The organism is [Clostridium] saccharolyticum WM1 (assembly GCF_000144625.1).
GTDB lineage: Bacteria > Bacillota > Clostridia > Lachnospirales > Lachnospiraceae > Lacrimispora > Lacrimispora saccharolytica.
Genome location: NC_014376.1, coordinates 1,763,912 through 1,777,853, shown reverse-complemented (window position 1 = coordinate 1,777,853; position 13,942 = coordinate 1,763,912). Strand labels below are relative to the sequence as shown.

The following is a 13,942-nucleotide window of genomic DNA, read 5'->3' as shown; positions in this document are numbered from 1 at the left end:
ATAAAAAAGAAAGAGGGTCAGCCCCTCTTTTCTCTTTTATTCCGTTTTATAGGTTTCTTCTATCCGTTTTCCCAGGATTCTGAATCCGAATACCTGGCCTGCAGAATCATGCTTTATTGCAGGGATCTGGCCGCTTTCAAAGCCGTATCAAGAGCACTCAACGCCGGTATCCCCACCTCAGTGCCCGGCATCCCTTCCCGGACTTTTTCTTCAACCATCTTCCGGATGATTTGATTTTTAACCAGGACACTGCCCCAGAGCCAGAGGTTCCGCCTGTCTTCCGGACTCTTTCCTGCCATCTTGGCTGCGGTATCCCGAATAAGGCCCCACAAAGCCTCTCCGCATTCCCGGTGAATGCGAACGGCTTCATGATCACCAAGGGCTGCCGCCTGATATGCAAACAAGGATAATCTGGCGATCTCAGACTTTTCCATAAGATTGGCATTGATAAAATCATCTATTTTTTCCAGCGTATCAAGCCCTGTCTCCTTAATAATAAGTGGTGTGAGAACAGGACATTTGATTCGTCCGGACAGCTCATCTCCTACGGCTTTTAAGACTTTTAACCCCATATCAAACCCGCTTCCTTCATCACTTATGATGTGGTTCCAGCCGCCGGTCCGGTATATGGTCCCGTCCTTATCTCTCCCAAAGCATACCGAGCCGGTCCCTGATATAACGACCAGAGCCGGTTCCTCCGTCATGTGAAGAAATACCTCACAGTCATTTAGCACCAGAAGCTTTTTATTTGGAAACCCCATTTCTTCAAAGATGGACCTGCAATCATGCTCATCAGACGGAGAATCAATTCCGCTGGCGGCCACACAGATCCCCGCACAGCAGCCGGGAGCCAGGTTCATATCACGAAGAGCCGGGAGCACCAGATCCCGGTATCGAAGCCGGCTTTTCTCCGCTCCATCTGTATTGAGGCTGCAGCCAGGTGCCGTAAATTCTCCAAGTACCGCCCCATGGGGATCGCAGATTTTAAGCCGTCCGTTGGTTCCTCCAATATCCAATCCTGCAAAATATTCTTTCATGTACCCTCCTCCTTATGGTTTTATATCCATGGCAGGAAACCTGCCGTTGTAAACATCTCCTTCCTTTCCAGAAGATATTTCTTTAATGAGATTTGCAGCGAGGTGCTGCATGGACATTTTTCCAGCTTTTCCATGGAACAGTCAAACCCCATGACCCGTTCCAGGATCTGAGGGTGTTCCGCCTTTATGGGCATTTTGTTAAAACGTTCCATAAATTTAATGATCCGGCTATTCCCCGGCAGGATAAACGCCAGATGAGGATCCAGAAGCCAGCTGTCGCAAACAAGAAGGCCTCCTCCGTAATATTCTTTTGCCGCCTCTAAAGCAGAATCAATCTTATCAGGCGAAAGATCCGCCCCTTCCGGGATGTGGACTGCTACCGCTTTTTCCCCCGGAGCCAGCTGCAGCCTCCAGTCAGCCAGAAGCAGGGTCTCCTCCTGATCCATGTTAAGTACTCCCTGCTTAAGATCCGCAAAAAAACCGGTCACTCTTTCATCCGGAAAGCTTACACAAGTTTCTGATTCCCTGTTAAGGCTTCTTCCATTGGTCCCGGAAAAATATCCATCCTGATCCACCTTAAGGCCAGGACATGCCAATGCCCTGTATTCACCGGTCTGTCTGTTATTAAAAATCAGGAAGGGAAATTCATAAGTTATCTCCTCAAACTGCAGGCTGCCGAACCGGAGAACTTTTCCGCAAACGGACCGGAACACCCACTCAATCTGATCAAGGCCTATCTTGCCCTTATGGTATTCTCGGTAGACCTTAATCCAGATTTCAATATCCTTCATGGATTCCAGAAAAACCCATTCCGGAAGTCCCTGATTCCGGAAATCCTCAAACACCTCCGGCAGCATCCAGTCAATATAAACCACCGGAAGCATATAGGCATCCAGATTCAGCATTTCTGCATGCTGTATCCCCAGTCTCATCGCTTCTGAGGCATTTTTCGGGTCCTTCCTTTTCAGCAGAAGCTCCCTGCACCATGTGTAGTTGCTCAGAAAAAAGGGATGACTGCGGAAAACGGCGGATGCCAAAGCAACCGCCTTTTGTGTATCTTCACTAAATATACTGTGTCTTATCATGATTTTCCATAAACCTCACTTTGAACCCGCCAGCTGTCAGCGTGCGGTCCTCCTGATTAAATTCCGGCCGAAGGCTTTCCGCATACATTGCAAACTCATCCAAAGACGGAAAGTCATGCTTACTGCCGCATATGCAGACGTATGCGATATCATCTCCATAGGTCCTGTATTCACAATCAAACAACTGGTCATCAACTGGTTCCATGACACCGCTGCACCATAGAGCCGCATATCCGTTTTTCTGTCTTCCTAACAGCCAATGATCCCTGATTCTGGATTCCTGGAATTTAGGAGCCGGGAAATAAGCGTGAGTAAAATGAATGGGATGCTCCTGGGGAATGTGGTAAACCGCTCCCAGAAGATTCCCTGCCTGAGCCAGAGCAGGCATCACTCCGTTTCCATACCAGAAGCCTGGTCTCATAGAACTGGAATCACAAGTTCCTCCCGGGTGGTTGGTGAATAAGTCCGTCTCTTTATCCAAAGCGGCATACCACATGTGCTGCTGATATCCATATACTCCCGGTTCAAAGCAGGTGGTTCCATGAAACCTTTCATTAAGGGACTTGGTGTATTCACAGGATGAGGGATCTGCATCCGGATCCAGAGTTAGATTCTTCCAGCGGCTAAATCCCGGATCCAGTCTTGGTGACTGAACGGAGGTCATACAGTATTCCGGGGTTTTTTTCAGATGAATCAGGGCATTTCCCGTTGAATAGCTACTCTCTGCCGGTTCTTCCATGAGCTTTATCAAACCATCCGGCAGCCGGTATCTGCTGCTGGCGTAAAAGCCCAGCCAGCCTTCGCCAAAGGAATAAGGAACTTCCGGATTAATGAGATTCATCAATGCCTGAGCACCCTGTTCAAAGGGATGGACCACTTCCCGGTACACTCGTCCCATGGGAGCGATAATAACTCCATCGTAGGTATGCCGGCAAAGCATTTCCAGAAGGCAGTCCGTGATTTTTACAGCACGGGCTGATATCTCCTGCTCCGAATAATCAATGACGTTTAAAAGAGCGGCAAAGGTGACGCACATATAAACGGTGCTTAAAAATTCTTCGAAGCCGTGTTCTTCCACATCCGTCAGCCAGCGTTCCACCTTAGCCCTGCCTGCCTTAAAAAGCTCCCTGCCGGTCATATCTGCACGGGGAAAGTATTCATCCGGATACATTTCCCCTGCATTCATGGCGCAGGTATAGAACATCAGGGAGTGATTCTCGCTCCAAAAGCACATGGCGTCGGAGCCTTTCTGGTCCATCCAGTACCTCCAGTTAAGCAGCACCTCCTTCGCCCGTTTTGCCATGGCGTCATCCACAGGATAGTTTTTTAAATACCGGATGAAGCCGCACACCAGAAAATCAGAACAATCGTAACGACTTTCAATCTGGTCAAGTGTCTCATAAAGCAGATCCATATCCTTTCCGTATTCCAAGCCAAGCGCTTTCCTGGCAAGGATGTTGGAAATGGAAAAGCCGAATTTGTCTCCTCTGGATAAGCTTTCCGCTGTTCCTATCCTGCGGTAAATGGCATCCCTGTTTTCTAAAAAGTCCTTATCTTCTGAATACACTGGCTTCTGGGCCAGGATATTTTCCACCTTTCTGGTGAGAACTGCGTGTTCCCTTCTGACCCTTACTAAAATTACCCCTGGCTTTTCTTCATTCAGGATCACTTTATCCCTGCCGCTGATCTCCTGCCACTCCTTCCGGCTCTCCACCTGGGCAAAATCAGGACTCTGGCTGTCATAAGCAAGCCAGGTCCCACGGGGGGCATTCCCCTCATAAGTCATGACAGAATTCCGTATACAGAGGGAACCAAGCCATTTCTCCACACATACCAATTCATCAGTCTTTTCCTCATCCGGCAAAACAACGGCAATCTCTGCCCCATGATCCTTAATCTGAATTCCGAACAGGGTTCTGGTATCCCGTACGCCCAGGGTCTGCAGACGGATGTAAATCTGATTGATCCCTTTCTTTAAGGGAAGCTTCATGGTCTTTTTCCGTATGGGTTTGTAAACAGGCGGGTCCATATGGCACACCGGCTCCCCGTTACACCAGACATCCACTGCGGCATAGGACCAAACAACTGCATTTACCGTTAAGTCCTTCTCCACCAGGATTCCGGTAACAGCATCAAGCTCCACCTTTTGAAGGGTGGAATAAAAGGTGCTCTCATCTACAAACCAGTTGCCATAGTGATAATAATACCTCCATGGCATACCAAGCCGGCTGGTTTCTCCCAAAGCCACAGGCCCTTCCGGAAGAGTTCCGCTTTTGTCCGCCACTATGGACCTTAAGTATGTTTCATAACGCAGCTGATTGTCATCTGATTCATGATTGATAAAACCAGTCTCTCTTGGGCCGGATACCAGGTAATTGGTAAGAAAGCCCATTCTGTTCAAATGTAATTTTTCCATCTTCTTATCCCTTCACTGCACCGGCAGTCAATCCGCTCATGAAGTAGCGGCTGGTGCACATGTAAATAACTATGATCGGTATGATTGAAATCGTTGAACCTGCAAACATCAGGTTCCATGCAGCCGTTCCATCCCCGCTGTTTTTTAACATGACAACCCCCACAGTCAGAGGGCGGAGCCTGTCGTTGGACATGGTGAATACCAGCGGCATAATGTATTCATTCCAGCCCGTGCGGAAGGAAAGAAGTCCGATGGTTGCGATAACCGGTTTTAAAAGAGGCAGTATTATTTTATAATAAATCTGGAAAAAAGTACAGCCATCCAGTTTCGCCGCTTCATCAAGTTCCCTGGAAATGGTATTCATAAATCCCCGCACCAGGAAAATATAGGTCGCCTGTCCCATACCCGTGGAAATCAGGATAATGCTTAGAAGGGAAGTGTTCATTTTCACTTTTACGGCAAGCTCAAACAGTGGTCTTAAGCTCACACTTCCTACGTTGACAAACATGAAAGCTACAAAAATGCTGTATAAGAATTCTTTTCCTTTAAATTTTTTTCTTGCAAACACATAGCCTGCCATGGTAGTTGTCAGAATGGTCAATATCATGACTCCAAGGCTTATGATAAGGCTGTTCACAGTATAGACTGCGAAATTGGCTTTTTCCCAGGCCTGTTTGTAGTTGTCAAAGATAAATGTTTTGGGCAGAATGCTGGTTCCTCCCAAAAGCAGTTCATTATTTGCCTTAAACGATCCCAGAACAATGTAAATGACCGGGTAAAGGGTGATGAACGAAACAACCAGAAGAAGCAGGAACAGAAGGCCTCGCATTGCTTTTGTCTTTTTTGAATATACGGTATGTGTCTTTTCCATATCTGCCTCCTTAAACCACATCATCCAGTTTTCTTGCAAAGTTCATGTAAATAGCTGTAATCACGCCGATGATAAGAGCCGCCACAATGCTGAGCACGGTTGCATAGCCAATCTGAGGTGTTGTCTGAGAACCGAAAATCAGCTTGTATATATAGGTAAACATTACCTCTGACCTGCTGTTTGGACCTCCATTGGTAAGTACCAGAATCGATTCGTAATCCTTCAATGCCGTAGTGATGGCCAGCATTAAAATCACCTTTAAAACAGGGCTAAGCATGGGCAGAGTGATATAAAAGAAGGACTGGACCCCATTTGCCCCATCCATTTTGCAGCTTTCGTAAACTTCTTCCGAAATGCTGGACAGGCCGGACATGAACAGAATCATATAGTTACCGAAACCTCCCCATACCGCCACGATGATTATGGAGATCATAACAATGGACGCACTTCCCAGCCAGTCAATGGGTGCATGGATCATTCCAAGCTTCTGGAGATAAGCATTTAATACACCGTTGTAAACCGCAAAGATAAAGCCGAATATCAGGCTGTAAACCGCAGAACTAATAACCGTAGGCATGAAGTAAATGCCACGGAAGATTCCGCTCCCCTTGATCTTTTGGTTCAGCAAAACAGCCAGAAGCAGGGATAAAGGGATAATGATCACCAGCTTCATAACGGCATATTCAAAGGTATGGAGGACGCTGCGCCAGAATACAGCATCCTGAAACATTCTGGTAAAGTTTTTAAAACCAATATAGTAAGCCGTAAACCCGTTGTAATCATAGAAAATATATCGGAAAAGCCAGCAGAAAGGGTAGATGGATATCACCACCAGCAAGAATACTGCCGGAAGCAGCATCAAAACGGAAGCAAAATCTCCTCTGCTGCCTGCCCGCTTCAATCGTTCCGCAAAGCTTAATTTTTCTTTCATGAGCCGTATCACCTTTCTTTAAAACAGGGGCTGCTTTTAGTTTTTCTAAAAACAGCCCCTCCGCAATCTGCACTTATTTGTCTAAGTACTCAATGGTTCCTGCATTTGGATGCATCGGGTCAAAGTCTTTGATCACAAGTCTCTTAATTTTGCCCATGCTTACATCATTGTCAAGCGCTTCATTGTATCTCTTGTTTAAATCTGCAATGGCATCGTCAGCACTGACATTGCCCAAGATCCCATTCCAGAGAGTTGCCACATAATCATCACCCTGGATCGCAACGGCCGGTACTGCCGGATATACGCTTTCGTAATCCTGTAATTTGAAATCCGCCAGTCTGCCGGTCTTAGAAGAATCAATGACTCCGCTCATATAGCCGGAGATGGGAAGACAATAGCCGCCCTCCAAGTAGCCCTTTAAGAAATCTTCGCTGGAGAAGAATTTAATGACTTCCCATGCGGCGTCTTTGTTCTTGGATGAAGAAAGCATCATATACCCCTTCTGAGGCTGAATGGTCAAAGCACCCTTTACTTCTCCGTCAAGAGTGGGAACGGTGGCTACTCCCCAGTCAAATTTTGTTACCGGAAACTGATCGGTAAACACACCTGCTTCCTGAGACGCATTTCCCCAAAGCGCAAATGCCCCCTCTGCAAACTGTGCTCTCATGGCGTCTACGCCCTGAGATACGGATCCCGGAAGAACACTGTTATCCTTGAAGAATTGGTTGCTTTTTTCAATCACCGGTTTATAACCGTCAAAATTGAATTTGCCATTCTTATAATCATAACGGTAAATTCCACTTGTCTCACAGGTTCCTTCAATCCATCTGATGAAGGGAACGCTTGAGGTAAAGGCGATTCCGTAATTTTTCCCGCCTCCGTTATCTGTTACCTTCTTGGCAAGGTCAATGACACCGTCCAGGGTTTCCGGAAACTCAGTAACGCCTGCCGCTTCCACCAAGGCCTTGTTGTACTCCATTCTTACACCGCTTCTCATGCCGGTGGGAATCCAGTAAACTTTGCCGTCAATCATGTCAATTCCTTCATACTGAAGCTTGCTGGCCTCGGTCACCTTCTCATAATCCGGATCTGTAATTCTTTCATTTAACGGCTCCAGGATTTTTGCATCTGCAAAAGTCTTTAGGTCAAAACCGCTCTGACCTGCACTGATGCCTGCAATATCAGGTGCCGTTCCGGAAGAATATGCCATGGAAAGCATATTTGAGTAATCATCCGTTACCACTGTTATCTCAATCTTAATGCCCTTATCATTGGTCTCATTAAACTCGCTGATCTTCTGATCCACGTACTCGGAGTCATGACGGTCATTGGTCCAGACCTTAATTACGGTTTCACCTGCAGAACCGGCTTTTGTGCCCTCCTTTGATTCTGAAGTCCCTCCTGCCTGATTCTGGGGTGCCGTTGTATCAGCCGTACCTCCACCGCTGGAACAGCCGGTCAGTGATGCAGCAGCCAGAACTCCTGCTATCATGAAACTCAAAGCTCTTTTTTTCATAACCTACTCCTTTCTAAACGTTTCATAATGTATTTGCCTTGATGATACTATTTTAACCATTTCAGTTTTCATATGACATGACATTTTTCATGTTTCATGTAACACTTTTAAACATTGTGCCCATGCTGACCGCAGAGCATAAAAAAGAAGGAGGCATCCCGTATGCCATTATACGGCACTTGGGACACCTCATTTATGGTTCCTGTTTTTCGGGAATGCGGATCACTACACTGTTTCTGTAATACGGAATGGTCTGAAAATCCATCTCCGCCTCCCCGTAATAGATCTTTAATCTTGTATAAATATTATGAAGCCCAATATGCTGGCCGCCTGCCGGTTCCGCCCGGTAAATTGCCTCACGGGCCTTATCAATATCAATGCCGCTGCCATTGTCAACGACTTCAATGAAAATCCTGCCTTCCTTCCGGTAAAATCTCACCTCAATGGAAGGAATGCATACCGCCTCCCCCCACTGATCTTCCCGAAAGCCATGTTTAATGGAATTTTCCACCAGCGGCTGCAAAATCAGTTTTAAAATCCGGTATTCCTTAAGCCCCTCTTCCACAAAGGGCTGGAAGGAAATGGACTGATTGGTCCTGTGGTTCATGATATTGATGTAAGCTTCCACATGGGCGATCTCATTCCTGATCATGATCAGCTCATCTCCATAATTCAAACCAATCCTCATAAAGGTCCCAAGATTATTGATCATGGAAGATGCCACAAGAGTGTGGTTGTTCAGCACTTCAAGATTGATGCCCTCCAGTGTATTATAAAGCAGATGAGGATTGATCTGTTCTGCCAGAAGCTGTATCTCCAGCTGGTACTTCTCATGCTCATCCTCCTTAATCTGGCTGATTTGGGACTGAATGGTTCTGTACATGGAATTGACCGCTGCATTCAGCTGGCCGATCTCATCATCGTATTTTGTCTCATAAGGCTCGTCATAATGATTTTCCTGGATCTGCCGGATACTCACCATAAGCCGTTCCAGGGGCGAAGTAATAAACTTTGACAAAAGAGCCGAAAATGCCACCGAGAATATGAGGCCGGCTCCGCCCATCAGAACAATGAATTGATTCATGGCTGAGATCTTTCTGTTTAAGGATTCCTTTGAAAGAACGCTGATCAGCTGAAGTTCTGAAAACGGAAGCATTTGGGAATAGACCACATTGTCTGTCAGGTCTGCAATCTGACGGATCAGGGTATCCCTGTTGTTTGCCTGTACTCCCTGAATAAAATTCTGGTTTTCCAGCACCATTTTCATAGACTGGGGATTTTTAAGGCTGATATTATTTCCCATGGAATCCACCACAAAATAAGAGCGTTCAAAGTAATTGGCATTGGACAGGGACAGCCTGCTTTGAAACTTCTGCAGATTTAACAGAACCACCAGCCTGGTGGCTACTTCCTCTCCCTTTGTGGTGATCACCACATTGTCACCGGGAGTCAGGGTTGACAGGGGGATGACAATGGGAATTACATCCTGCTGCTGTAAAAAGGGGCTTTGGCAGTTGGGAAGCCAGGTAATCTCATCTATGGCTCCATAAGCTGTCAGAAAATCGGAAAGGTTTTTCTCCGGTCTTACCCCGTAAGCGTAAACCGTATTGCAGGTTCCATCCTTATTGACCATAAACACCGACTCAATCATGCTGTTGCTGCTTACAAGATTGATGAGCTGGACCTGGACCCCTTCCTGGTTTATATAATTGCTCTCATCCCGGCCGCTTATAACCACCCGTTGTATTGCAGGGGTGGAAGCAAAGCTGATTACATTGGTAAGCAGGGTATCATACATGTTATTTAAAGATTCCGAGATCACGTTCATGGTGTCCTGCATCTGCATTTCTACCTCTTCATAATAAAGCTTGTTAAAATAACTTCTGGCAAAAATGCATATAAAAATAGTAAGCATAATGTCGATGCTGAACATGCAAAGCCGGATTTTAGACGCAATTTTCCTGTCCCCTATGAATTTAAAAACCGTTTCTTTCAACCGTTTTATCATATCTGCCTTTCCGATTACGGTATCCTACCGCTGTTTCTGTTGTAATCCGATGGAGCGACACCTGTATTCTGTTTGAACACCCGATAAAAGGACCGGTAATCGTCGTAGCCGATGGCAGCAGCCACTTCCGCTACAGGCAAATCCGGCATCCGCTCCATCAGGCCCTTGGCATGCTCCATTTTGATCCGGATCACATAATCCCTGAAATTGATTCCCGTCTTTAATTTAAAGTAGCTGGTAAAATAAACATCACTTAAGTTTACGTGCCTTGCCACGTCTTTGGCAAGGATCTTATCTCCCATATGGGATTTGATATAATACTCCGCAGCCTGAATGATCTGGTTCCTGGATCCGTTCTCTCCGGCTCCCTGCTTATTGGCACACTCTACCAGAAAGTCCTCCATATATGCTTTCAGTTCTTCCATGGTCCGTATGATATTAATGGGAAGGATGACTTCCGCCTGGGAAAATTCCTTACCGCTTCCCAGCTCCTTCTGAATGTCCGTGATCAGATAGATACACATTCCACGGATATAATTAGGCGGAGGCATAGGCACATAAAAAAGCTGGGAAAAGTATTCCCGGCAGGATTCCCGTACCTTCTCCGTCTGGTTCATGGTAATCAAATATATCAGATGATTATAATCCATTTGATTGGCTGCTGCAGGGGGCGGCGTGGTACACAGGATGCTTTCGTCAAAGATCCTCTGCTCAGTCTCATAAAAACGGTAGGACAGGCACATAAGTGCAGTCTTATAGGAATTGGAGCAGTCTGTTAGAGAAGCTCCTTCCTTACCGATTCCTACCGCTAAGTCCATGGTAGAATCCCGTTTCACTCTTTTTAAACATCTGGCTGCCAGAAAGCGGTAATTCACCGGCAGATCTCCCTGCTGCAGGGTATGAATGATCGCTAAAAGCTCGCCGGACCCCGAGACCAGAAATTCATATCTGGTCTCCTGCAGCTCCTCACTCACGATATCCAGAAGATAGTTTATCTGCTGAAACTCATCCTCCTGCTCTCTTTCCTCGTTCTTCTGAATGGAAAAAACCATAACCCGGAAGGGACTGTCATTTAACTTAAGCTCCAGCCTTCTGATTTCATCCCGTATCTCCTCATAGGAGTAAAATTCGTTCTTCAGAAGCCTCTTTAAAAACTTTTCCTTCGGCTCCGACTTAACATTTAAATAAGCGGAATAAGAATGGATATGGTTGGTTTGCAGGATCACTTCCTTTTGCTGCCTGATCTCCGTCACCAGCTCATCAATCTTAATCGGTTTTAAAAAATAATTTTTAGCACCAAGCTGGATCGCCTTTTGCGCGTATTTAAAATCTCCGTATCCGCTTAAAATAATGAAATTGGTTTGCAGCTTTTCATTTTTTACCCGTTCCATAAGCTGCAGTCCATCCATTCCAGGCATCCGGATATCGGTAATTACAATGTCCGGATTGCAGGACTTTATAATATCATAAGCCTCCCTGCCGTCCTCTGCGGTACCTACAATGGTAATGCCAAACTGCTCCCAGGGGACAACCGTAGACAGCCCGTTGCGGATGGCTGCCTCATCGTCCGCAATCAATAACGTTATATTTTTATTAGCATCCATGCCTGTTTCTTCCTCCCAAGGACCGCCAAAACCTTCTCTTCCGCTTCCTGAAACCACTGGTCCTCAGGATTCACCTAAAGGACATACCGTATTCTTCCCTAATAGAAAGAACATATTGATTTTCCTGAACCTGGGGATCACTCCCCGGACTCACGAAAAATACGATTGCTTATATGCTAAATATTCTATCACAACGATTTGAAATATTCCACTGTTTAGCTTTGCAACGTATTTGAAAATCCTTTTTGCAGTAATTTACGTTAAAGCGTCAAAGTTTAACGTGTAAAAGCGTTGACAAGTCTCCTTCCATGGATTACAATGGGGATTAAATATTTGCAAAAGAAAGGGAAAGAAACATATGATCATCATTATGAAGCCAAACGCTTCCGAGGAAGCGGTCGGTAAAATAAAAGACTTAATCGAATCAAACGGACTTCAGGCCCATTTATCAAAAGGGACGGAAGTGACCATAGTAGGCGTTGTCGGCGACAAGACAAAGCTTCAGGGCGCAAACATAGAAATGCTGGAAGGCGTTGATAAAATCGTTGCTGTTACCGAAACCTACAAGCTGGTGAATAAAAAATTTCATCCGGAAGATTCTGTCATTACTATCGGAAATGCAAAAATCGGCCCAGGACATCTTACCATGATGGCCGGACCCTGTGCCATTGAAAATCACCATATGGTCCTGGAAACTGCTTTTGCCGTAAAAAAAGCAGGCGCCCAGTTCCTTCGCGGCGGAGCCTATAAGCCAAGAACTTCACCGTACGCATTCCAGGGTCTGGAAGAAGAAGGGCTTAAATACATGAAGGAAGCAAGAGAAGCTACCGGACTTAATATTGTCTGCGAAGTCACTAGCCTGCGTGCCCTTGAAACATCCATAAAATACGTGGACATGATCCAGATCGGCGCAAGGAATATGCAGAATTTTGAGCTTTTAAAAGAAGCTGGAAAAGCAGGCATTCCCGTCCTGCTAAAGAGAGGTCTTTCCGCCACCATTGATGAATGGCTGAATGCGGCGGAATACATTGCTTCTGAAGGAAACCCCAATATTGTGCTTTGTGAACGCGGCATCCGTACATACGAGACTGCTACCAGAAATACCCTGGATATCAGCGCCGTACCGGTTATCCGTTCAAAGAGCCACCTTCCCATTATCATTGATCCTAGCCACGCCACCGGAGTAAGGGCATATATTGAGCCTATCTCCAAGGCTGCCATAGCAGTCGGCGCCGACGGTCTGATCGTGGAAGTCCATCCATGCCCATCCTGTGCCCTGTCCGATGGTCCGCAGTCACTTACCTTTGAGCAATACCAAAAGCTGGCAGAAGAATTACAGCCTTATGCCAGGCTGGCAGGGAGGAACCTTTCATGAGTGATGCCTCCATTGCCTTTATCGGGCTTGGTCTCATCGGCGGCTCCATTGCCAGAGGGATCAAGCGCGAAAAACCCAATACTAAAATCATGGCCTATATGCGTACCCATTCCAGGCTTTTGCAGGCAAAAGAAGAAGGAATCGTAGATGTCATCCTGGATGGAATCGGGGAAGCGCTTCGGGAATGTGATCTGATTTTTCTCTGTACCCCTGTGGAGTACAATGCAAGGTATCTGTCAGAAATCCAGCCCTTCCTAAAACCAGGAGCCATCATCACCGATGTAGGCAGCACCAAGGCGGATATTCACGAAGAAGTCCGACGCCTTCGTCTGGAAGGCCAGTTTGTTGGAGGACACCCTATGGCTGGCTCGGAAAAAACCGGGTACGAGAATTCCACTGACCATCTCCTTGAAAATGCCTATTATATTATCACTCCCACCGCTGCTTCCACAGAGGAACAGGTAAACCGTCTGGTACGGATTGCAAACATGATCGGCTCCATTCCCCTTGTTCTTGATTATCACGAACATGATTTTATCACCGCCACAATCAGCCATCTGCCCCATATCATAGCGTCCAGTCTGGTTAACCTTGTGAAGGCTTCTGACAATGAAGAAGGAATTATGAAACGGCTTGCTGCAGGAGGTTTTAAAGATATAACAAGAATTGCCTCCTCCTCACCGGAAATGTGGGAGCAGATCTGTATGACAAACAGCGGGAATTTATCTGTGATTCTGGAACGGTATATTTCCTCCTTAAGCCAGATCCTCCATGAACTGAAGGGCAATGACAATCAATATATTTACCGGCTCTTTGAAACCTCCAGGGATTACCGCAATTCCTTTTCAGAAAAGGTCCCGGGATCCATTGCCCCGGATTATTCCTTTACGGTTGACATGGCGGACGAAGTAGGTGCCATCTCCACCTTATCCGTTATCCTGGCCGCAAAAGGCATCAGCATCAAAAACATCGGCATCAACCATAACCGGGAACATGGAGAGGGAACCTTGAGGATTGCTTTCTATGACAAGGAGACTATGGACAGCGCATGGAAGCAGCTGGAACGGTACCACTACGACTTAATTTCAAATTAAAAGAG

Annotated in this window: 10 protein-coding genes; 2 read left to right on the top strand and 8 right to left on the bottom strand. The window is 46.2% G+C overall.

The window, feature by feature from the left end; all coding sequences use genetic code 11:
• Positions 1 to 113: 113 nt before the first annotated feature.
• The 8 genes from CLOSA_RS08475 to CLOSA_RS08440 all read right to left on the bottom strand — a co-directional run bounded on the left by CLOSA_RS08475 (position 114) and on the right by CLOSA_RS08440 (position 11,468).
• The gene (locus CLOSA_RS08475; protein ID WP_013272359.1) at positions 114 to 1,037 is read right to left on the bottom strand and encodes an N-acetylglucosamine kinase; all 924 of its coding nucleotides are present in this window, start codon (positions 1,035 to 1,037) and stop codon (positions 114 to 116) included.
• A gap of 20 nt (positions 1,038 to 1,057) precedes the next feature.
• Positions 1,058 to 2,122, bottom strand: coding sequence for an acyltransferase domain-containing protein (locus CLOSA_RS08470; RefSeq protein ID WP_013272358.1), 1,065 nt, complete (start codon positions 2,120 to 2,122; stop codon positions 1,058 to 1,060).
• Complete coding sequence (locus tag CLOSA_RS08465) at positions 2,100 to 4,538, bottom strand: hypothetical protein (RefSeq protein ID WP_013272357.1); 2,439 nt, start codon at positions 4,536 to 4,538, stop codon at positions 2,100 to 2,102. The genes CLOSA_RS08470 and CLOSA_RS08465 overlap by 23 nt, the downstream gene beginning before the upstream one ends.
• Before the next feature lie 4 nt (positions 4,539 to 4,542).
• A complete protein-coding gene (locus tag CLOSA_RS08460; protein WP_013272356.1) occupies positions 4,543 to 5,409 on the bottom strand; it encodes a carbohydrate ABC transporter permease in 867 nt (288 codons plus the stop codon).
• Positions 5,410 to 5,419: 10 nt separating this feature from the next.
• Positions 5,420 to 6,340, bottom strand: a complete 921-nt coding sequence (locus tag CLOSA_RS08455) for a carbohydrate ABC transporter permease (protein ID WP_013272355.1) — start codon at positions 6,338 to 6,340, stop codon at positions 5,420 to 5,422.
• Positions 6,341 to 6,413: 73 nt separating this feature from the next.
• Positions 6,414 to 7,856 (bottom strand): ABC transporter substrate-binding protein, encoded by a 1,443-nt coding sequence (locus tag CLOSA_RS08450; RefSeq protein ID WP_013272354.1) that lies wholly within the window; start codon positions 7,854 to 7,856, stop codon positions 6,414 to 6,416.
• Between the two features lie 193 nt (positions 7,857 to 8,049).
• A complete protein-coding gene (locus CLOSA_RS08445) occupies positions 8,050 to 9,864 on the bottom strand; it encodes a sensor histidine kinase (RefSeq protein ID WP_013272353.1) in 1,815 nt (604 codons plus the stop codon).
• 14 nt (positions 9,865 to 9,878) lie between these two features.
• Positions 9,879 to 11,468 carry a response regulator gene (locus CLOSA_RS08440; protein WP_013272352.1) on the bottom strand — a complete coding sequence of 530 codons (1,590 nt, stop codon included), beginning with the start codon at positions 11,466 to 11,468 and terminating at the stop codon, positions 9,879 to 9,881.
• Between the two features lie 358 nt (positions 11,469 to 11,826).
• On the opposite strand from CLOSA_RS08440, the gene aroF reads away from it, so the two are divergent.
• Complete coding sequence (gene aroF / locus CLOSA_RS08435) at positions 11,827 to 12,843, top strand: 3-deoxy-7-phosphoheptulonate synthase (RefSeq protein WP_013272351.1); 1,017 nt, start codon at positions 11,827 to 11,829, stop codon at positions 12,841 to 12,843.
• Complete coding sequence (locus CLOSA_RS08430; RefSeq protein WP_013272350.1) at positions 12,840 to 13,937, top strand: prephenate dehydrogenase; 1,098 nt, start codon at positions 12,840 to 12,842, stop codon at positions 13,935 to 13,937. Before aroF ends, CLOSA_RS08430 begins: the two co-directional genes overlap by 4 nt.
• Positions 13,938 to 13,942 lie beyond the last annotated feature (5 nt).